Origin of the sequence: Belliella aquatica (assembly GCF_014637795.1) — a bacterium.
GTDB lineage: Bacteria > Bacteroidota > Bacteroidia > Cytophagales > Cyclobacteriaceae > Belliella > Belliella aquatica.
In genome coordinates, this window is sequence record NZ_BMFD01000003.1 from 229,124 (window position 1) to 249,924 (window position 20,801).

Here is a 20,801-nt window from a genome sequence, read left to right on the forward strand (position 1 = left end):
AAATCAGCCTTGACAAACCTGATCATTGGATCAATTAGCAATAGAATTCAAATAAAACCATGAAATCTATCCCAAATCTTAAATTAGCACTGATACAGACAGCACTGCACTGGAAAGATAAGACAGCTAATTTCGCGATGTTGGAAGAAAAAATATGGGAAATTGAAGAGCAGGTTGATTTAATCATTTTGCCTGAGATGTTTTCAACAGGATTCACCATGGATGCATCAGAAATGGCAGAACCGATGAATTTCACAGCTTGTAAATGGCTCAAGCAAATGGCTTCTCAAACACAATCAGTGGTGACAGGAAGCGTAATTATCCAAGAAAACGGTAATTTTTTCAATCGTATGCTCTGGGCAAAACCTAACGGCGAATTGCTTTGGTACGACAAAAGGCATCTATTTAGGATGGCCAATGAAGATCAAAGCTATTCCATGGGTAAGGAGAAGAAGATTTTTGAATTAAAAGGCTGGAAGATTCTTCCACAAGTATGCTATGATTTAAGATTTCCAGTTTGGTCTAGGAACAGACAAGAGGAAGGTTCAATAGAATATGATGTTTGCATTTATATCGCAAGTTGGCCTGAACCCAGAATCAATGCTTGGGATATTTTATTGCAAGCACGAGCTGTAGAAAATTTAGCCTATTCAGTTGGGGTCAATAGGGTAGGGAGTGATGGTAATCAAGTTCCGTACTCGGGTCATTCAGCTGTATATAATTTCAAGGGTGAGCAAATGGTCTTTTCTGAAAATACAGAAGAAATTTTGATTGTAGATCTAAATGCAGAAGAGTTGAATCTATTTAGGGAAAAATTCCCAGCATGGAAAGATGCTGATAAGTTTGAGATTTTATAAAATCAATGATAGCTGTAATTCTTTATTTGTAAAACAGGAACAGCTTCAATGTTCCCAATCAATATTTGAAACTGCGATATTTTGATTAATTTAGCCCGAATTTTAATGCGTAGGCAAATGCAAACATTTTTTGTGTTTCAGCCTCATTTCACTAATTATAAATAAAATCATAGTTAATAAAAATAAAATGACCACTAAAACAGCTAAAATTCTTTACACACTTACAGATGAAGCGCCAGCATTGGCGACTTATTCTTTATTGCCGATAGTAAAAGCTTTTACAGATTCGGCTGGAGTAGTTGTAGAGACCAGAGATATATCATTGTCAGGAAGAATTATCGCGCTTTTTCCAGAGTTTTTAACTCCAGATCAAAAAATTGGGGATGCACTAGCAGAGTTAGGAGACGTAGCAAAGACTGCTGAGGCTAACATAGTCAAACTGCCAAATATCAGTGCTTCTATGCCTCAATTATTAGCTGCTATTAAGGAATTGCAAGAAAAAGGATATGCGCTTCCTGAATATCCGTTTGATCCAAAAAACGATCAGGAAAAAGATATCAAGTCAAGATATGATAAAGTTAAAGGTAGTGCAGTAAACCCAGTGCTAAGAGAAGGGAATTCAGATAGAAGGGCACCTTTAGCGGTAAAAAATTACGCAAAGAAAAATCCACATAGAATGGGGGCTTGGAGTGCAGATTCTAAAACTCACGTTGCAAGTATGCAAAAAGGAGATTTCTATGGCAGTGAAAAATCACTGACGCTATCTTCTGCTACCTCTGTTGATATAGAATTTGTAAATGCTTCTGGTGAAGTCAAAACTTTAAAGTCTGGACTATCTCTAAAAGAAAGTGAAGTTATAGATGCTTCTGTATTAAGTGTCGCAGAGTTGAAAACATTTTTCAAAGAACAAATTGCTTTAGCAAAAGAAGAAGGTGTACTTTTTTCACTTCACATGAAAGCGACCATGATGAAAGTATCAGATCCAATCATTTTTGGTTATGCTGTAAAGGTGTTTTTCGCTCCAGTATTTGAAAAATATGGAGAGAAGTTGTCTCAACTTGGTGTAGATGTTAACAATGGTTTTGGTGATTTACTAGCCAAATTGAATAAGTTACCTGCTGCTGAAAAATCAGAAATCGAAGCTGCTATTGAAGCTTGCTATGCAGATTCTCCTGACCTCGCAATGGTAAATTCAGACAAAGGAATTACCAATTTACATGTGCCTTCCGATGTGATTATTGATGCATCTATGCCTGCCATGATCAGAACTTCTGGTCAGATGTGGAACAAAGCAGGAAAAGAACAAGATGCTAAAGCTGTGATTCCAGATAGATCTTATGCTGGTGTTTATCAAGAAACAATTGATTTCTGTAAGAAATATGGCGCTTTTGATCCATCCACAATGGGGTCAGTGCCAAATGTTGGTTTGATGGCGCAGAAAGCTGAAGAATATGGTTCACATGACAAGACTTTTGAAATTGAAGAGAAAGGTATTGTTCGCGTAGTGGCTGGAGGAGAAGTTTTAATTTCTCATGTTGTTGAGCAAGGTGATATTTGGAGAATGTGTCAGACGAAAGATGCACCTATCCAAGATTGGGTTAAATTGGCTGTCAACAGAGCAAAAGCTACGGGCGTTCCTGCCATTTTTTGGTTGGACGACAAAAGAGCTCACGATCGAGAATTAATCAAAAAAGTAAATAATTATCTAAAAGATGATGATACCTCTGGTTTAGATATTCAAATCATGTCTCCAATCGATGCTACCAAATTTTCTTTAGAACGAATCAAAGCAGGAAAAGATACGATTTCGGTAACTGGAAATGTGTTGAGGGATTATTTGACTGATCTTTTCCCAATTTTGGAGTTAGGAACGAGTGCAAAAATGCTTTCTATCGTCCCTTTGATGAATGGTGGAGGTTTATTTGAAACTGGTGCAGGTGGTTCTGCTCCAAAACATGTAGAGCAATTGGTTGAAGAAAACCACTTGCGTTGGGATTCTCTTGGAGAGTTTTTGGCCCTTGCTGTTTCTTTGGAGCATCTTGGTGATACATTCTCTAATGACAGAGCTAAAGTCCTTGCAGAGACCTTAGATGAAGCGACTGGTAAGTTTTTGGATGAAGATAAGTCTCCTTCAAGGAAAGCAAAGGAATTGGATAACCGAGGAAGTCATTTTTATCTTGCCATGTATTGGGCGGAAGCTTTGGCCTCGCAAGAAAAAGACATGGAATTGAAAAATAAATTTGAATCCATAGCCAAGCAGTTGCTTGAAAATGAAACTAAAATCGTTTCGGAATTGAATGATGCGCAAGGTGTCAAAGTAGATATTGGTGGTTATTACAGACTTGATGCAGCTAAGGTTGATAAAGTCATGCGTCCAAGCGCTACTTTCAATGCAATTCTTGCGCAAATAGCTTAAGAAAATGGAAGTCATAAACTGAACAAAAAAAGCAGCCTCGAAAGCTGCTTTTTTTTGTTTATACATCTGTAAACCTAACTTGATGTTGCGTAAGAAAAGCTTTGATCACATCAACATGAATACATTCACCTAAGTGAATAAAGGAATAATCATTGATTTTTTTTGTTTTGCCTTTGGTGATGATTTCTTTGTCTTCGATATCAAAGCCAAGGTGGAGGTGCTTTGTTCTGCTTTGCATTCCATAAACGATTCCGTTTTCATCAAAAAGAGGCCCACCGCTTTGTCCTCTTAGTCCAGGTGTGCTCATTTCAATACCATATTTTACACCTTTTGCATCACCAATAAATCGAGTAAGCATTCCGTCTATTGGAAATCTTGGTGAAGCTTTTACACCTTCATTGGTCCACTCGATATCGTCTTTTTCAGGATTGAATCTGAAGTTGTTGAATTCGGGGAAAGGAAAACCAAGTCTGCATAAAAACTTACCTTGATTGATGTTGTTGGAGTCCTTTGGGAAAACCGCATGACCTTGGTAAAGCAGTTTATTGAAATCGTTGAATTTGATTATTGCTAGGTCATAATCGGGGTGAAGATGCCAAGTGAATCCAGATATTTTATCAATACAGTCAACAAAAGTTGTTTTCATCTGAATAGGACTATTTTCTTCAAATTTATACTTTGTCTCTAGGTTTCTTAGCATTTGCTTAAAGCGTCCATCTTTTGGTATCCTATTCAACTCTTCTTTGAAGGCTGTATAATGTTTTCCCATCTGCATCCCTTGAGAAAGCCATTGTACGACGTGTTTGCAGGTAATAGCAAACCCTTCATCGTTTACAAAAAACAAAGTTGCTGCTCCTGGAATGATTTTTTCACCCTTGTAGTTCCTGCTAATGGAATGAATCGCTCTCGTAAATCCTGATACTTTTGAAATAGCTTGTACAAACATTGAGTATTAATTTGACTTCAAAAATTAAAGTAACGGATAGAATTTAAATTGAATAGATTTTTCAAATTAAAATCAAAAATCTCTTTATCACTGATGAAAAAAAATCATTGAGTAAAATTTTATTTTTCGAAATCGATTGTATTTTCAAAACTCTAAAAATGAACCACAGTAACCCACTGTTTTATTTGGGTAGGCGAGATATTATTGGTAATTTTAAGGCTATTAATCTACTTCAAAGTGAAATGGAAACTATTTAATTTTTGATTCAATCTATTTGCAATCAAACCTATAAACAATAAATACACAAAACTATGAGCAAAATTAAAATTGGAATCAACGGATTCGGAAGAATCGGTAGATTGGTATTCAGAGCTGCGCAAACAAGGAATGATATTCAAGTTGTAGCGATCAATGACCTAATCGATGTGGATTATATGGCTTACATGCTAAAGTATGATTCTACTCACGGTAAATTCGACGGAGATGTTGAAGTGAAAAATGGTAAATTGGTAGTTAATGGCAACGAAATCAGAGTTACTGCTGAAAAAAGTCCTGCAAACTTGAAGTGGGGTGAAGTAGGTGCTGATTATGTTGTAGAGTCTACTGGTATATTTTTAACCAAAGAAACAGCGCAAGGACATATTGATGCTGGTGCTAAAAAAGTTATCATGTCTGCACCTTCCAAAGATGATACACCGATGTTTGTAATGGGAGTAAATGAAGATTCATATACTTCGGATATGGTTTTTGTATCCAATGCTTCTTGTACGACTAACTGTCTAGCTCCAATCGCTAAGGTATTGAATGATAACTGGGGGATTGAAGAAGGTTTGATGACTACTGTTCATGCTACTACTGCAACTCAGAAAACTGTGGATGGACCATCTGCAAAGGACTGGAGAGGTGGTAGAGGAGCATCTCAAAATATCATTCCTTCATCTACAGGAGCTGCAAAAGCGGTAGGAAAGGTTATTCCTGAATTAAATGGTAAATTGACAGGAATGGCATTTAGAGTTCCTACTCCAAATGTATCAGTGGTTGATTTGACTGTAAGATTGAAAAATGGGGCTTCTTATGAAGAAATCTGTGCTAAGATGAAAGAAGTATCTGAGACTACTATGAAAGGTGTTTTGGGCTACACTGAAGATGATGTTGTTTCTACGGATTTCAATGGTGATAGCAGAACTTCAATTTTTGATAAAGGAGCTGGAATTCAATTGAGTGATAAATTTGTTAAAGTAGTAGCTTGGTACGATAACGAGTGGGGTTATTCTAACAAGGTTGTTGACTTACTTTCTTATATCGCAAGTAAATAATATCGAATTATAAGATTCATTTTGAATCCCAAAAAGATCAAACGAGTAGTTTTAATATAAAGCTGCAAATTTGACTCTTTTTGGGATTTTTTCTTTATTTTCTGTATTATTTTTTGAAATATGTGATTTTTTCATTAGAATGAGGATTGGTATTAAAAAACTCAATTATGTTAACACTCCTTCTAAACTTAATATTAATATTATCAGGATCTCTGCCAAATTTTAATGATTCAATTTCTGAACAGCAGGCTGTGTCAAACAGGTTTGAGGTTGATAATAAAGTAATTCCAATAGAAATCAAGGATGTTGTTATTGAGGCATTATCATATTTTCCTGAATTATCTGGAGTGAATATTGAATTTGAATTTAAAGACAACATTAATGGGTCAATAATGCAAGCTCAGCCTCGATTGACGACCCTATTGGTAACAGGAAAAGAAAGACGAGAATATAGAATTAAAATTACGAGAGCGTTAGATTTTGGAGACGATAGTATTTTAATTGAGGATGTGCCCCATGATGTATTAGTTGGGTGGGTCGGACATGAGTTGGGTCATATTATGGATTATAAGAACCGTAGCACAACTAACCTGATGCATTTTGGAATGAGGTACATTATGTCGAACAAAAGGCTTACAGAGGCTGAAATAGCTGCTGACACTTATGCCATCTCTTGCGGTATGGGATACCAAATATTATCAGTCAAAGATTTTATTCTCAATCAAGAAGGTTTTGATGAAGCTTATAAAAACAAGATTAGAGAATTGTATATGTCTCCACAACAGATTCTAAGTTTGCAAGAAGAGTTGGAGAATGAAGATGGTTGATTTGGAGAACATGTGCTGATCAACGATATATTTTAGAAATTTATTTCAAGAATAGCTCTTAATCCTTGTCATTCGCATTTTATACTTTTGTAAAAATCTCAAAAGTAACTTTCTTTATCTTTCTGAGTTGGAAACATATGACAAATGAAATAATACCAATTTTTCCGCTCAAACTAGTTGCTTTTCCCGGAGAGCAACTCAATCTTCATATCTTCGAACCTCGCTACAAACAATTAATTTCTGATGTCAGTGAAGGAGATGGTAGGTTTGGAGTATCGGTTTATTTGGATAAGTTGATGCCTTTTGGTTCAGAGGTATTTCTAGAAGAAGTTTCCAAAGTTTATGAAGATGGTCGGTTAGATATCAAAACTAGCGTATTGAGATCCTATGAATTGATTAAATTTGAGAATCCTTACCAGGATAGGCTTTATGCAGCAGGAGAAATAATACCCTTTGAAAATGACATTACTGTTCCTACTCACTTACACAACGAGTTTATTTTTTACCTCAAGGAGTTTTTTAGATTAATCGGAGAGCCACAAAGTATTGAGCCCTTAGCGATTAATTCCTTCACTTTAACCCATAAAATAGGTTTGTCTATTGAGGAAGAGTATGAACTTCTTGTTATGAGAAAAGAAGCCTTAAGGATTCAGTTTCTTATAAAGCATTTCATCAAAATCATCCCTGTTTTACGAGAAGTGGAAAGAGCAAAAGCCAAGATAAAAATGAATGGTCATTTTAAGACTTTGGATGCACTAGACTTTTGATCTGACCAATATTAAAGCTTGGTGATACTTTCCTTTTTGACAAAGGCTTTTTGTTTTCCCCATTCTATTTCGTACCAAATGTCTTTAGAGGATTTGATGATCACTCGGTGACCGGGATCTACATTTTTGATTAATTTCCCGCCTGCTGTAGGCTTATCCATGATGATCGTGGGACTTCCAGTAACAATACCTGTAGATGATTGCTTGAGGAAATTATTGCTTACAAAAACCAATAAAATTAAAATTAAGCTGGGGATATAATATTTTGGTTTACCTGCTTTTTGTTTAAAAATTAAAAGAAGAATAATAGATATCAATAAGAATCCTAAAAATACCAATGTGATTTCTTGCTGTAAATCAGAGGTGAATTTAAAGAATCTGTCCCAATCTGTAAGTTCATACCCTACAAGGTTTTGCTGCTCAGTGAGTGTTTTGATTTTGGTAATTACTCTCGGATTTGGGTTAATGTCGTAGTACTTAGCGAGATAAAAACTAGCGTTTGAAAAATCGCCTTTTCCTTCAGAAATATAGGCCATTTTCAGAAGCATGGCAGGGGAGAAAACCTCGTCATTTTGAAGCAAGTTTTCATAAACAGTCATTGCTTCTTGGTAGTTGTTCGTATTAAATAAAGAATCTGCTTTTTGTAAGCCAAGTGTATTCGCTTGACAATTAAAGCTTTGAATGAATACGAACAAAATTATTGTAAAATTTCTGAGAAAGATTGCCTTTGAGTTTTGCATTTTAAAATAGTACGCTTATTTTTGCAGTCCAATTACGGCAATGATTTAACAAAAAACAAATCAAAAACCGTTAAAAATCTCTAAAACGCTAGAGACAAAATAGACAAAAAGATTCCGTAGCTCAGCTGGTAGAGCAATACACTTTTAATGTATGGGTCCTGGGTTCGAATCCCAGCGGGATCACAAATTTAATTCAAAAGGAATTAAGTAGATTGAAAACATTAGTAATTAGTTCGGGGTGTAGCGTAGCCCGGTATCGCGCCTCGTTTGGGACGAGGAGGTCGTAGGTTCGAATCCTGCCACCCCGACAAATTTTCTAACTAGACACACAAAAAATTAAATAGATTGTGCTGAGGTAGTTAGAAAAATATTAAATAAAACTTGAAATTAGATTGGCTCAATCCTTTTTAAATAGAGTTTGAGAGCTTAAATTTGCATTTCAGTATTTAAAAAAAAATGGTCTTGTAGCTCAATTGGATAGAGCAACTGCCTTCTAAGCAGTAGGTTTCAGGTTCGAGTCCTGACAGGATCACAAGAGGTCGCCAGACCTATATCGATGGAGCATTTCGATCAAAAGGAATGCTCCATTTAATTTAATTATGATTCCGTAGCTCAGCTGGTAGAGCAATACACTTTTAATGTATGGGTCCTGGGTTCGAATCCCAGCGGGATCACAAAAGCCTCCTTAATTGGAGGTTTTTTTGTTTATATCAACCCTATGTCATGCGCAAATAGAGCATCCCGATCTAAGCTGGGAAGGGTGCTTAATAGGGAGAATTTAGTCCGTTCTATAATTTTTGTTTTTTTATTTCGATGTTTATGACTGGGTTAAATTCTCCAGAATTTTTAAAATAGAATTTACCAAATACTTCTAATAAATCCTCAAAAAAGTCATTTACTTTATAATTTTGCTTTTGATGTTTTCTTTTGCTTATTTAACACTTTAATTAAAAGTTGTAGGAAATACCCATATAGCTGATAAACCCAGTGTGAGCCATGAAGACCCCTAAGTCATTAAATAATAAATTAAAAGCTGCAATTGTATTGACATTTCTTCTTTTAGTGATATTTGGAAAGAACATATTGGACAGAAAAAATTTCAATGAACTTGAAGAGTCTTTTGCCTCAGTTTATGAAGATAGACTGGTCGTTGAAAGCTATATTTTTACAATTTCTGAGAATTTATTCAGAATCAAACTGTTGGTCAACCATTGCTGGGAAGAGACTGATTATTCTCATGTAATAGAAGATATTGAAGAATATGAAGATAAAATCCTTACTACTGTAAATACATTTGAAAAGACTAATCTAACTGCTTCAGAGGATGAGTTTTTAAAGGATTTTAGAACTATTATCGAAACAAACCTGAGGATCGCAGATTATGATCTTCTATATTCAGAAGAGAAGGGAATCAATTATGAGCAAGTCCACATTTATAATGAATACATAGAAAGAGCGATAAGTGATTTGGAAAAGCTTTCGAATATCCAACTCGAAGAAGGACATAAGCTTGCAATCAATTCCGAAAAGGTAGTGACAAGGTCTAGGATTTGGGCACAATTCGAAGTTGCAGCTCTCGTAATTTTGTTATTGATTATCTATCTTTTGATCTACACTTCCAGAAATATCAAATCTGAATTGATTGACTAAATAGAGTGGTTTGTTAGTTTAGATTCCTTCGTAAAGGAAACTTTTTATTGGTCTATATCCGGATCAAAAAGTGCTCCGTTGACAGTGACTTTGGTTATGAAAAATACTTCTCTGTTTTTGGCTCTTCCTTCTTCATCCTGATATCGGATTGATTGTTTTCCTGAAAGCAAATAATTGTTTTCGTACCACCAAGAGAGTATCAAACCATTGTCATCAGTTTCCCGAATCCTTTCCATATCATCTAGCAATTTTAACTCAAACTTTTCATTCTCAAAAATCACTTCTCCATTGTAGAGGTAACTTAGGACTAGCTTTTTTTCTTCCAAATACATGAAATGAAGCTTGTCTCCAGTTAAGCTTAGTTCACCAAATTTACTTGGATTGGTTGTTGTCCTGCTCGGAAGACTTAAGGAATTATCCCAGATGATATTGCCATTTTTATCCAATAAAAGAAGCTGAGCTGCATGAAACTTATATTCTCCATCTCTGAAAAGAGATGAGTTAATCATATTTTGCTTATTGATGTAATTCAATTCTTGATTACTTCCAATAACTCCATTACTCATCGTGTTAATATTAGGCGAAGCTCTGTACATGCTATTGGCATACATTCCATCTATAGGGTAATATCTAGGATTATTAGCCGTGAACAAATCACTGTAAACCAAATACCCGTCATTCATTGTAATAACCTCACGAGTAGAAAGCACAGGTTTGATGTCTGGTATTTTACCTTTTTTCAAAGATTTCTCTAAAGATCGGATTCTTTTAGCCCTTTGCTTTTCTGGCAAATAATTGTAGAAATTTTCAAAATCCTCTAGTGTGTAATATTTTTTAACTGTTTCACCAAATTCATTGATTTCGGTAAGGTAAATACCTTGATAGGCTTCTTGCCTTTGTTTCCCAAATGTCCCAATCAATGTTTGCTGATATTCTTCAAATGGTGTGAGTATACCCTCTATGATTTCTAATTTCGAGTCATACAAATTCCCAATATTGACTTCTCTAAGTTTGCTTCCCTCTAGATCAAAAGTTAAAATTGATACTTGTTTTACTTTATACTGATCTCTTTTACTGATCAATACATCGAATACACCAAGCTCTTGATCTTTTCTCAATTGAAGAATTTCAGTGTCTTTGGAATAGATGCCTTGTGTAGTGATAATATTTCCCGATTTCATATCAAAAATCTGAATTACTGGAAGAGATTCTGAAACACCCATAAAAATACCTTTGCCATTCATGACGTAAAATTCTTTCAAATCCATATTTAGGATATTTGAAATATTAAACTCTTTTGCATCATCGGATTTCAAATTAAGGTCTACCAAGTACCGATCTTTTCCTTCTATCGAGTTGCCCCGTTGAAATAAAACATAAAAATGGTTCTCGTCTGTATCGTACCCTATCAGATTATGACCTTCTTTGATGGGTAATTTTTTAAGAGATGAGGTGTTAAGATTATAATCTGTTTGAAACATTTCAAAAATTTGTCTGGGGTTTAAACCCGACTCTTTTACTGTTCTGAATCCAAGAATTCCATCTTTGTTAAAAACAGTCATGTAATTACTTTCGCCAAACTTAGCTTCAAATTCTAATCTTGCGACAAAATCTACTTGTGCAGTAGAAGGCAAATAGGTGAGATAGAAAATACAAATTGAAAATAAATATCTCATGACAGCAGTTGAATTTTAGGAAATCTTTAATGAAAGATGTTTGTTTTTTTCTAACGTCAATAACCTTAATTAAGGTTTATAGTTTTATTCTGTTCGATTTCTTAAGATAAGCGTTAAGATTTTATTTTAAAACAATTAATCGTGACATTTGTCCTAATCTTGAATCAAGACCTCTAAAAAATTGGATCAGAAGAATATTATAAAAAAGCTGAAGCTCATTATTAAATTGATGGAGCTTCATGATGAAAATGCTTTCAAAATCAGAAGTTATCAGTCCGCAGTGAATACCCTGGAGAGGGGAGAAGATATTTCAGTTGAAGGAAAAAGTTTAGATGAACTTCAGCAAATTGGTGGCATTGGTAAAAGTATCGCTGAAGTTATTTTTGCATTAGGTACTACAGAAACCCATTCTTATTTGGAGACTTTGTTAGAAAAGACACCAAAAGGGATTTTGGAAATCTTGGAAGTCAAAGGTCTTGGCCCAAAAAAAGTAAAAGTCCTTTGGGAAGAGATGAATATCACTTCTGTACATGAACTTCTCGAAGCCTGCCAAGCTGGACAAGTTGCCAAAATCAAGGGTTTTGGCGAGAAAACACAAGAAAGTATCATTCAAGCTTTAGAGTTTAAAGCTTCTAATCAAGGGAAGTGGCTTTATGCTGACATTGAAAATGCAGTATTAGCAGTAGATGATAAATTTGGGAAAATCGATGGAATTTCATCCAAAGCTATTGTTGGCGAGTTTGCTCGGAAATTAGAAATTATAAATCATGTAGAATGGCTTTTCGCAGTAAGTGACAAAGAGAAAGTTATGAAATCTCTTGAATCAGTTTCAATCTTAAAACAAGACTTGAAGCGCAGTAGTCCATTTAAGTGGAGGGGGAAAATGACAGAGCCTGAAGTGAATGTTATGATTCATTTTACAGACTCTTCAAGTTTCATCAAAGAAAAAATCTTAAGAACCGGAAGTAAAGCTCATTTGCTTTACCCAATGGAAGGTAATCTTCCATTTGTAGATATTTTGCAAAACTTTGAATTCACATCAGAGGAAGAGGTTTATGAAAAGGCAGGTTATGTTTGGATTCCTGAAGAGCTGAGAGAGGGGTTCATTGAGTTCGATTGGGCAAAAGATGGCGCAAAACCATTGCTTGAAAAAAAGGATTTAAAAGGGATTTTGCACAATCACTCAACCTATAGCGATGGGAAACACACTTTGCGTCAGATGGCCGAAAATTGTAAATCGCTAGGATATGAATATTTGGGAATATCAGATCACAGCCGAACAGCCTCCTATGCAGGTGGACTAGATATCGAAAAAGTACAAAAGCAACAAGCTGAGATTGATCAGCTGAACATAGAACTAGCACCATTCAAGGTTTTCAAAGGAATAGAAAGTGATATTCTGACAGATGGCAGTTTGGATTATCCTAATGACGTGTTGGCTAGTTTTGATTTTATCGTTGCGTCGATTCATTCTGGATTAAGTATGGACAGAAAGAAAGCCACGGCGAGAATTCTAAAAGCAGTAGAGAATCCATACACCACCATATTGGGACACCCTACAGGACGATTATTGTTAAGAAGGGAAGGTTATCCATTGGATCATAAAATGATCATTGATGCCTGCGCTGCTAATGGAGTTATTATAGAAATCAATGCAAATCCATGGAGATTGGATTTAGATTGGAGATGGGTCCATTATGCCATTGAAAAAGGAGTAAAGCTCGCTATTAATCCCGATGCACATGCGATGGAAGGTTATGATGATATGCGTTACGGTGTTTTGATAGGAAGAAAAGGGGGTTTAACCGCTGAAATGACTTTCAATGCCTTGGGTAAGGAAGAGTTAAATAAATATTTTGAAGAGAGAAAAAATAAAATCAAATAGTAATCACCTATGAGTTGGATGAATAAAGATGAGAGTTTGCTATTGCAAAGGTCATTTCTCTTTGGAGTGACTGGGATTGGATTGTGTATACTTGCTTTAGCGAACTCCTACTATAAGCTTCTAGAGGCTCCTATGGGCCCTTTGAATGGTGTTGGGATTGCATTGCAGTTTATGGGGTTAAGTATAGCTGTGTTGGTGTTAAGGAAAAGAAAAATTAGTGAGGCTATCAAGGATAAATCAAAAAAAATGGTTTTGGTTTTAGGAGTTGCATTATTCTTTTTCTTCCTGGTTATATGACGTGCATAGCAAAGTCAATTGGTTTATAAGATTGAATATGAATAGGTTTTCAAATGTATTATTGATTCTATTTTTAATTGTTTCATTTTCATGTGTTACAAATGAACAGTTTCATGAAGGTGATATTCTATTTCAAAATGGTAATTGTGGTGATTTTTGTGATGCAATCAGAAAGGTGACTCAAGGCCATGAGGGTAAGGAATTTTCCCATAATGGATTGCTCATGAAAGAATCAGGTGATTGGTTTGTTTTGGAGGCAATAGGGAAGGGAGTGAGTAAAACTCCACTTCAAGACTTTTTGGATCGGCATGTAGATGAATTTGGAAGTCCAAAAGTAATGATTGGAAGACTCAAGCCAGCATATAGAGATTTGATTCCTGCAGCAATCAAAGAAGCACAGAAGCATCTTGGGAAACCTTATGATTCAGTTTTTGATTTTGAAAATGATGCTTTTTATTGTTCTGAATTGATTCATTTTGCATTTAGAGAGGCGAATGGTGGTAGAGATTTATTTTCACCAAAACCTATGACATATAATGATCCAGATACGGGGGAGCTTTTCCCTATTTGGGAGAGTTATTTTTCAGATCTTGGACATAAGGTTCCAGAGGGTAAACTTGGATTGAATCCAGGAGGAATGTCCTTGGAACCAGTTTTGGTGATGAGGGAACTAAGAAATTGATTTAAAACTGTTTTAGTGTTTTCACCTTTATTGAAATGGGGGTTAGGCCTAACTCAAATAAAATGAGGTGATTAATTTCTTTGAATTGTAACTTTTGTCGCAATATGTTGTTAGGCTTTTGCAATACATTAGCGTTTGCAAAACAGATTCATGTTAAAAAAAGTCTTTAGGTTTCAGGTTAGAATTTTTGATTTCCTCGATGAGCATTGGGAAGGTGCGATAGTATCAAAGCTAATTTCTAATATAGTCTTGTCGTCATTTATACTTGGCTTGGTTGTCGGTTTATTGAATTATTTAGGAGTTATTTTTTATAGTGACGTTCTCAGTCCGTTTTTTGCAATCGAATTGGCTTTCAATGTCTTATTGATATTTGAAGTTTTAGGATTGATATTTTTAATTCCAAAATCTGTAGCGGATTCAGTTGGAAAGCAATTTGAAATTATATCTTTGGTTCTTTTGCGCGATGCGTTTAAGGAATTTGGACATTATTTGGAAGAAGTCAATTGGGAATTAGAGTTTGTGCTAGAGTTGCTTCCGATCGTTTCTGATGCATTTGGTGCGATTTTGATTTTCTTTATTACAGGTATATTTTACAGAGTTCAGAAGCATACAAGAATCACACAGAGTATGGAGGAGCAAAAGCGATTTACTTCCATCAAAAAAATCCTTTCCTTGTATTTGGGTCTTTCTTTCTTGTTTTTAGGAATTTATGATGTGATTTTGGCCTATCAAGTCCACGAGATTGTTTATAGCATTGAGTTGTTCTATACTTTATTGATCTTTACGGATGTGTTTATACTTCTATTTTCATTGAGGTACACGACAAAATACTACAATTTATTTAGGTATTCTTCATTTGCCTTGGCAACGATTTTCTTAAGACTGACACTTTCTGCTCCGGCCTACTATAATGTTGTCTTGGCTGTAATAGCAGGATTAATGGTTTTGGGGGTGAGTTATATTTATAATAAGCTGTTATCAAAACAAGGTGTAGAAGATTAGAATAGGATGATAAAATGTTTGAAAAATAAGTCCTTGATATAGAGGATAAAATAAGTTTGAGGCTCGTAAAAGGGATTTTTTTTGTTGGAGAGTTTGGAAAAAATCAAACATCCTGCTATGTTTGCATCACGATAACGGAAAGCGGTATCAAAAGCTATCAAATTCCTCCTTAGCTCAGTTGGTTAGAGCACATGACTGTTAATCATGGGGTCCTAGGTTCAAGCCCTAGAGGGGGAGCAAAAGCCTTGCAGAAATGCAGGGCTTTTTTTGTTTTAGATAACTCTAGAAACCATTTATTTTTTTCAATACAATAGTTGACTAACTTAGTTTTTTATTGAGCTGTAAAAGTGATGAACAAACAACTACTAATTCTAAGCAATGATTTACTTTCAGAGTATTTGGAAAAAGCACCGAAAGGTTTAAATCATGCTTTAGAAGCATTGAAAGATGCTGAAATTTCAACAGAAAGTTTTAGTTTTTATACCTCTGTATCCTCCGTTTACAGTAGCAAAATAGAAGGGGAAGCCATCGAATTGGATAGTTACGTTAAGCACAAAAAATTTGGTATTGAGTTTTCACCGGATTACACTAGAAAAATAGACGACTTGTACGACGCCTACACCCTTGCAAAAACCAATAAGCTGAACAAAGAGAATATCGCCCTAGCTCATGCATTGTTGAGCAAAAATATACTTGCAAAAAACCGACAGGGAAAATACCGTACACAAAACATGTATGTTTCCACACCGGATGGACGGATAGAATATGTAGCTGCTTCTCCCTTTGAGGTAGAGCAGGAAATGGAGAAGTTTTATGCAGATTTGAACATGTTACTTGAAACAGCTATGTCCACAGAAGAAGTTTTTTTCTATGCCTCCATGATTCATTTAGTTTTTGTCAAAATTCACCCTTGGAATGATGGAAATGGCAGAAGTGCCAGATTAATAGAAAAATGGTTCTTAGCAGAAAAATTAGGTGATAAGGCCTGGTTTATACAAAGTGAAAAAATGTATTATGATCAACATCAAACCTACTACTCAAACATCAGCATTTTAGGCTTAGAATACCCTTCCTTAGATTATGGAAAAGCACTTCCTTTTTTACTGATGCTTCCAAATTCTATTAAAAATGGATAGAAAATCGAAAAAATTTAAAATACGATCAAATCACCCTAGTCTCTGAATACAAGTCGTAAGCTGCTACAAGGAGATGATGGTCGGGGCCATGTCCGTAGCGGGTATATTGTTGTAAATCTTTTCTGTGCTCAACATACTCGGGTGAGTACGCTGCATAAAGTTCATCCCATATGATCATCAGATAAGCATAAGGAATTTTACTGTTGCGTCCTTGTTCGAGCCAATCGTCAAAAACTGATTCATCAAGTGATTTGGGATAATCTGCCCCGTCAAACATTATTCTAATATTTTAATTTGAAAGTCAAATCTAGATTTTTCCTTTAGAGGGATCTCAATTTTTATTTTTAAGCTTTTCCTTTTTTTACTTTCAAAGAAGTGCCTTCTGTACTGATTACAATGACTTTTTCACCTTTATCGATAAATTCTCCTCTTGAGTAAGCATCATAAACTTCATCTTCCACAAGAATTTTACCGCTTGGCATCAATCGCGTGTGGGCGACACCTTCTTTGCCTAGCAAATCACTTTGATAAGAAGTAGAGGTGTATCCATCAGATCGCTGCTGCGTGTTTGCCAAGGCGATTGTGCTAAAAGCTTTCCATTGGTTGACTTTTGGTGCAAAGAAAAAAATCAGCGCCATAGCTACTATTGCTGCCAAAATAACGGTCAATAGTGCAACGAACAAATCACCCGATGGTACAAAAGTAAAATCAAATGCATCATTTGGAATCATCCCTAACGTAAGTCCTGTCAAAATCCCAATGATCCCTAGAATTCCAAACACACCAAATCCGGGGATTACAAATAACTCTACCAGCAATAAAATTACACCTACAATAAATACTGCAATCTCCCAGTTTTGCGCGAGGCCGGCGAGGTAATAAGGGATAAAATAAAGCACAATGGCAATTATCGAAGCCGCTAAGGGAAAACCAATTCCTGGAGTTTGGATTTCAAAATATATTCCTGCAAAAATGATTAAGATTAAGAAGCCACTTACCGCAGGGTTTAGAAAAACTGAAATTACCTTTTCGACATTTGACTCTGCATATTTGATAATTTCAAAAGATTCAATTCCTTGCTTTTCGATTACCTCGGTCAGACTGTTGACTTGTCCTTCGCTGAATCCATTGGCAATCGCTTCTGATACCGAAAAGGTGATCACAGAACCTTTGTCACTTACGCCTTCCACTTCAAGATTCTGATCAACCATCGCTTCCGCAATTTTTGGATCCCTACCTTTTGCTTCTGCAGTGCTGCGCATCATGGAGCGCATATAGGACTGATACTTATCTGGCGCGGCTTCACCACCACCACCCATCACTACGGTAGCTGCACCTATGCTTGCACCTGGTGCCATGTAGATACTGTCACAAGCTATGGAAATTAGAGCTCCAGCGGATGCTGCATCCTTATTGACCCACACGTGAATAGGAACTTCTGTCTCCAAAACCATGGTTCGGATATCATCGGCATCATTGACGGCGCCTCCATAAGTATCCATTTCTATAATAATAAGATCAGCTTCTTTGATTTTAGCATCTTCAAGAGCAAGTTTTACCTTTCTATTCATCCTCGGATCAATGTCACTTTTGATTTCAAAGGTATAGACCTTCTTTTTGACATTTTGAAGACTATCTTGTTTTGAAAAAGCTGAGTTTAGAGCTAGTATAAAAAATAATAAGGTAAGTGTAAATACATTTTTCATAAAGTAATTCTTTTGATTTTTGAATATACCAATAATTAAGATATAAGCATCCAGTTAACCTTTTTGAGAAGAAAAAACTTTATAAAATAAATTTTAAATTGTCTGCTGCGTTAATAAAGCAGTATGGAACGATTTGTGGAAGTCTCCGTTTGTATACTTGGATTTGATAAAATTAATCAGAAATTTGTATCACAGTATCTACCCCGATAAATTATGAAAAGAAACATCCTAGTTGCATTTTTGATTACATTGAGTTTGCATGCGAATGCATCTGATTTGACAAGATTGGATTCTATTGGAATTGAAAAAGTTGGCGACAAGACTTTTATCATACATCAAGTCGAGGAAAGGGAAACCATGTTTGGAATTTCAAAAAGATATTCTACATCTGTCAGCGAAATCATCACAAATAATGACGAGTTGAAAGCGGGATTAAAAATGGGTCAAAGGATCCGTATCCCTTATATTGCTCCAGCAGCTTTACCTGAAGGGGCCAAATTGCATAATGTTGCCCAAGGAGAAACTTTATTTTCAATTGCTAAAGCTTATGAGGTCACGGTGGGAGATATCATGACTTGGAATAATTTAAAAGGAAACGACCTTAGCTTAGGTCAGGGTCTAATTATTCAAGGAGTTGTAAAACCAGAGGTACCTAAAGTAGTAGCGGAAGCAAAAGCTACTGTTCCAGCTGTAGCAACAGCGGGAAAAGCTAAAGCAGCAGAAAACAAAGAAAGAGCAGAAGAGAAGAAAGACGAAGCACGTAGCAAAGCGGAAGAAGTTAGAAAAGAAGTTGCCAAACCATCTGAGGAAATTGCTAAAGTAAAAGAGGAAGTTAAATCAACAGAAAGTGGTGCGAATGTATATCCTGGAGAATGGATTACACATACAGTAGAGCAGGGAGAAACTTTATTTGCGGTAGCAAAAAAATATGATTCCAAAGTCGAGGATTTGATTACTTGGAATGGATTATCATCAAATAACCTTTCTGTGGGGCAACGTTTGAAAGTCGGCAGAGGAGCCGCAGGTCCTTCTACCGTTCCTGTTGTCAGTTCTACAGTCCCAGTGATCGTGAATAATGAAAGAGCTGAAGCAGTTTTGACGACTCCAAAAGAAGACGATAGGCCTTACAAAAATATCAAACAAACAGGCTTAGCTGAGGTGATCGAAGGGACTGGTAATCACAAAAAATATCTAGTCTTGCACAAGGAAGCTCCTGTGGGGACAATTATGCGTGTAAGAAATGAAGAGAATGACATCACTATTTTTGCTAGAGTTGTAGGCAAATTGCCGAATACAGGAGACAATAGCAGGCTTGTAGTAAAACTTTCAAAAGCTGCTTTTGATCAACTTAGAGCGGTAAATTCAAGATTTCCTGTTGAGGTATCCTATTGATAGCTGAAATATTGTAGCAATATGCCTTCGGAGAAATATTGATAAAGATATTCTTTGAATAATTAGTAAACCGATCAGGATGCAAATCTTGATCGGTTTTTACTTTTCAGGAGATTTAGTTTTCTTCCATTTGATCAACTTTGGTATTCAAGATTAAGCTTGTACTTTTGTGAGAGCAGAATTCATGAATAAATTTCAAATCATACTTCATCATGCGTTCAGATACGTCTGGAATGCACTTTTCATTATCAGTTACCCTGTATTGGCGACCTTTGGGTTGTTATTTATCGGTGTGACATATGCTTTTTCATCTTTATCAAAGCTACTTACCAAATGGAGACCCGATCAAAAAACAGAAACAGTGACTGTGTCTGATTGGGAGATTTTACCGAATACGGATGAGTTGTTGGAAGCAAAAATTCACAAACAAATCATGTTTGGACCGACTTGTTATCAGCTGAGAAGAAAAGATGGTGTACCTTCAGTTTTACAAGATTTTTACTTTGGAGGGAAAGTGAGGTTTATGGAAGAAGCAATTCTGTTGGAAAAATGGAATGCTACAGATTCAAAGCAGCTTCCTGATTTTGATATCTGTTTGTATTATCCGGATGAGGATAGATTGAAGTCGTTGACGAACATAAAATGCTTTGATTGGCATCTTTCAGAAATCGAAGAACAAAGCCTTTCTTTCAAGTGGTTTGATGGGATTCAGGGTGGTGAAGTAAAAGTGGCACTTTAAGATGGATTTAAAAGAGTTTTTGGATTCGAAAGTAGTAGAATACAATCAGCCCGGATTTATCACTTTGGATCCAATTTCAATTCCCCACATGTTTTCCAAAAAGCAGGATATTGAAATATCAGGTTTTATAGCTTCAATTTTGGCATGGGGTCAGCGCAAAACGATCATCAACAAATGCATTGAATTGTTTGCCATGATGGACAACGCGCCACATGATTTTATGCTGAATCATTCAGAAAATGAACTTAAGCCCTTTTTGAATTTTAAGCACAGGACCTTCAATGACATAGATACCCTATATTTTATTGAGTTTTTTACTTGGTATTACCGCAATCATGAAAGTCTAGAAACGGCTTTTTTGCAAGAATATTCACAAGATATAGATGTGATGGATAGACTTTTGGCTAATTTCCATGACTTCTTTTTTCAGCTTCCTGATGCACCGCTGCGAACTAGAAAACATATTGCGACACCAAAAAGAAAAGCTGCCTGCAAGCGCATTAATATGTTTCTCAGATGGATGGTGAGGCAAGATGACAAAGGTGTCGATTTTGGAATTTGGAAAACAATTCAACCCAGTCAATTGATTTGTCCCTGTGACTTGCATGTAGATCGGGTAGGGAGGAAGCTTGGGCTGATCACCAGAAAACAAACCGACTGGATCACCGCTATAGAGCTTACGCAAAAGCTCCGAGAATTTGATCCAGCCGATCCTGTTAAATATGATTTTGCACTTTTTGGCTTGGGTGTCGAAGAGAAATTTTAAA

Annotated in this window: 19 protein-coding genes and 5 tRNA genes; 19 read left to right on the forward strand and 5 right to left on the reverse strand. The window is 35.9% G+C overall.

Annotation, left to right across the window (positions count from 1 at the left end; genetic code table 11):
• Window positions 1-59 precede the first annotated feature (59 nt).
• Together IEV57_RS05860 and IEV57_RS05865 are read left to right on the forward strand one after the other, a co-directional pair.
• The gene (locus tag IEV57_RS05860) at window positions 60-857 is read left to right on the forward strand and encodes an amidohydrolase (protein WP_188440600.1); all 798 of its coding nucleotides are present in this window, start codon (window positions 60-62) and stop codon (window positions 855-857) included.
• 187 nt (window positions 858-1,044) lie between these two features.
• The gene (locus IEV57_RS05865) at window positions 1,045-3,273 is read left to right on the forward strand and encodes an NADP-dependent isocitrate dehydrogenase (RefSeq protein WP_188440602.1); all 2,229 of its coding nucleotides are present in this window, start codon (window positions 1,045-1,047) and stop codon (window positions 3,271-3,273) included.
• A gap of 58 nt (window positions 3,274-3,331) precedes the next feature.
• On the opposite strand, the gene IEV57_RS05870 is transcribed toward IEV57_RS05865, so the two are convergent.
• On the reverse strand, window positions 3,332-4,219 hold the full coding sequence (locus IEV57_RS05870) for a trypsin-like peptidase domain-containing protein (RefSeq protein WP_188440604.1): 888 nt from the start codon (window positions 4,217-4,219) through the stop codon (window positions 3,332-3,334).
• Between the two features lie 311 nt (window positions 4,220-4,530).
• On the opposite strand from IEV57_RS05870, the gene gap reads away from it, so the two are divergent.
• The 3 genes from gap to IEV57_RS05885 all read left to right on the forward strand — a co-directional run bounded on the left by gap (window position 4,531) and on the right by IEV57_RS05885 (window position 7,129).
• Window positions 4,531-5,535, forward strand: a complete 1,005-nt coding sequence (gap, locus tag IEV57_RS05875; RefSeq protein ID WP_188440606.1) for a type I glyceraldehyde-3-phosphate dehydrogenase — start codon at window positions 4,531-4,533, stop codon at window positions 5,533-5,535.
• 167 nt (window positions 5,536-5,702) lie between these two features.
• A complete protein-coding gene (locus tag IEV57_RS05880; RefSeq protein WP_188440608.1) occupies window positions 5,703-6,362 on the forward strand; it encodes a hypothetical protein in 660 nt (219 codons plus the stop codon).
• Between the two features lie 137 nt (window positions 6,363-6,499).
• Window positions 6,500-7,129 (forward strand): LON peptidase substrate-binding domain-containing protein, encoded by a 630-nt coding sequence (locus IEV57_RS05885; protein WP_229744244.1) that lies wholly within the window; start codon window positions 6,500-6,502, stop codon window positions 7,127-7,129.
• 11 nt (window positions 7,130-7,140) lie between these two features.
• Here the strand turns inward: IEV57_RS05885 and IEV57_RS05890 are convergent, their stop codons facing one another.
• Window positions 7,141-7,869, reverse strand: coding sequence for a tetratricopeptide repeat protein (locus IEV57_RS05890; protein ID WP_188440611.1), 729 nt, complete (start codon window positions 7,867-7,869; stop codon window positions 7,141-7,143).
• Window positions 7,870-7,979: 110 nt separating this feature from the next.
• Between IEV57_RS05890 and IEV57_RS05895 the strand changes: the two genes are divergently transcribed.
• From IEV57_RS05895 to IEV57_RS05915, 5 genes are all read left to right on the forward strand, one after another.
• Window positions 7,980-8,052, forward strand: a tRNA-Lys gene (locus tag IEV57_RS05895).
• A 51-nt stretch (window positions 8,053-8,103) separates the two neighbouring features.
• A tRNA-Pro gene (locus IEV57_RS05900) sits at window positions 8,104-8,177 on the forward strand.
• A 150-nt stretch (window positions 8,178-8,327) separates the two neighbouring features.
• Window positions 8,328-8,401, forward strand: a tRNA-Arg gene (locus IEV57_RS05905).
• 69 nt (window positions 8,402-8,470) lie between these two features.
• A tRNA-Lys gene (locus IEV57_RS05910) sits at window positions 8,471-8,543 on the forward strand.
• 322 nt (window positions 8,544-8,865) lie between these two features.
• Window positions 8,866-9,519, forward strand: coding sequence for an MCP four helix bundle domain-containing protein (locus IEV57_RS05915; protein WP_188440613.1), 654 nt, complete (start codon window positions 8,866-8,868; stop codon window positions 9,517-9,519).
• A gap of 44 nt (window positions 9,520-9,563) precedes the next feature.
• Here the strand turns inward: IEV57_RS05915 and IEV57_RS05920 are convergent, their stop codons facing one another.
• Window positions 9,564-11,195 carry a transcriptional regulator gene (locus IEV57_RS05920; protein ID WP_188440615.1) on the reverse strand — a complete coding sequence of 544 codons (1,632 nt, stop codon included), beginning with the start codon at window positions 11,193-11,195 and terminating at the stop codon, window positions 9,564-9,566.
• Window positions 11,196-11,424: 229 nt separating this feature from the next.
• Between IEV57_RS05920 and IEV57_RS05925 the strand changes: the two genes are divergently transcribed.
• The 6 genes from IEV57_RS05925 to IEV57_RS05950 all read left to right on the forward strand — a co-directional run bounded on the left by IEV57_RS05925 (window position 11,425) and on the right by IEV57_RS05950 (window position 16,197).
• Entirely contained in the window at window positions 11,425-13,080 is a 1,656-nt protein-coding gene (locus IEV57_RS05925) for a DNA polymerase/3'-5' exonuclease PolX (protein WP_229744256.1), read from the forward strand.
• A 9-nt stretch (window positions 13,081-13,089) separates the two neighbouring features.
• The gene (locus tag IEV57_RS05930; RefSeq protein ID WP_188440619.1) at window positions 13,090-13,377 is read left to right on the forward strand and encodes a hypothetical protein; all 288 of its coding nucleotides are present in this window, start codon (window positions 13,090-13,092) and stop codon (window positions 13,375-13,377) included.
• A gap of 37 nt (window positions 13,378-13,414) precedes the next feature.
• A complete protein-coding gene (locus tag IEV57_RS05935; RefSeq protein ID WP_188440621.1) occupies window positions 13,415-14,059 on the forward strand; it encodes a YiiX/YebB-like N1pC/P60 family cysteine hydrolase in 645 nt (214 codons plus the stop codon).
• A 150-nt stretch (window positions 14,060-14,209) separates the two neighbouring features.
• On the forward strand, window positions 14,210-15,061 hold the full coding sequence (locus IEV57_RS05940; protein WP_188440623.1) for a hypothetical protein: 852 nt from the start codon (window positions 14,210-14,212) through the stop codon (window positions 15,059-15,061).
• 163 nt (window positions 15,062-15,224) lie between these two features.
• Window positions 15,225-15,298 (forward strand) — tRNA-Asn (locus IEV57_RS05945).
• Between the two features lie 113 nt (window positions 15,299-15,411).
• The gene (locus tag IEV57_RS05950; RefSeq protein WP_188440625.1) at window positions 15,412-16,197 is read left to right on the forward strand and encodes a Fic family protein; all 786 of its coding nucleotides are present in this window, start codon (window positions 15,412-15,414) and stop codon (window positions 16,195-16,197) included.
• Window positions 16,198-16,222: 25 nt separating this feature from the next.
• Here IEV57_RS05950 and IEV57_RS05955 read toward each other — a convergent pair whose 3' ends face one another.
• Together IEV57_RS05955 and IEV57_RS05960 are read right to left on the reverse strand one after the other, a co-directional pair.
• On the reverse strand, window positions 16,223-16,474 hold the full coding sequence (locus IEV57_RS05955; protein ID WP_188440627.1) for a hypothetical protein: 252 nt from the start codon (window positions 16,472-16,474) through the stop codon (window positions 16,223-16,225).
• A gap of 67 nt (window positions 16,475-16,541) precedes the next feature.
• Window positions 16,542-17,903: an NfeD family protein gene (locus IEV57_RS05960; protein WP_188440629.1), complete on the reverse strand. Its 1,362-nt coding sequence runs from the start codon at window positions 17,901-17,903 to the stop codon at window positions 16,542-16,544.
• 213 nt (window positions 17,904-18,116) lie between these two features.
• Between IEV57_RS05960 and IEV57_RS05965 the strand changes: the two genes are divergently transcribed.
• From IEV57_RS05965 to IEV57_RS05975, 3 genes are all read left to right on the forward strand, one after another.
• Window positions 18,117-19,295 (forward strand): LysM peptidoglycan-binding domain-containing protein, encoded by a 1,179-nt coding sequence (locus IEV57_RS05965; RefSeq protein ID WP_188440632.1) that lies wholly within the window; start codon window positions 18,117-18,119, stop codon window positions 19,293-19,295.
• Between the two features lie 184 nt (window positions 19,296-19,479).
• Complete coding sequence (locus IEV57_RS05970) at window positions 19,480-20,034, forward strand: hypothetical protein (protein ID WP_188440634.1); 555 nt, start codon at window positions 19,480-19,482, stop codon at window positions 20,032-20,034.
• Between the two features lies 1 nt (window position 20,035).
• Complete coding sequence (locus IEV57_RS05975; protein WP_188440636.1) at window positions 20,036-20,800, forward strand: TIGR02757 family protein; 765 nt, start codon at window positions 20,036-20,038, stop codon at window positions 20,798-20,800.
• Window position 20,801: the final 1 nt, after the last annotated feature.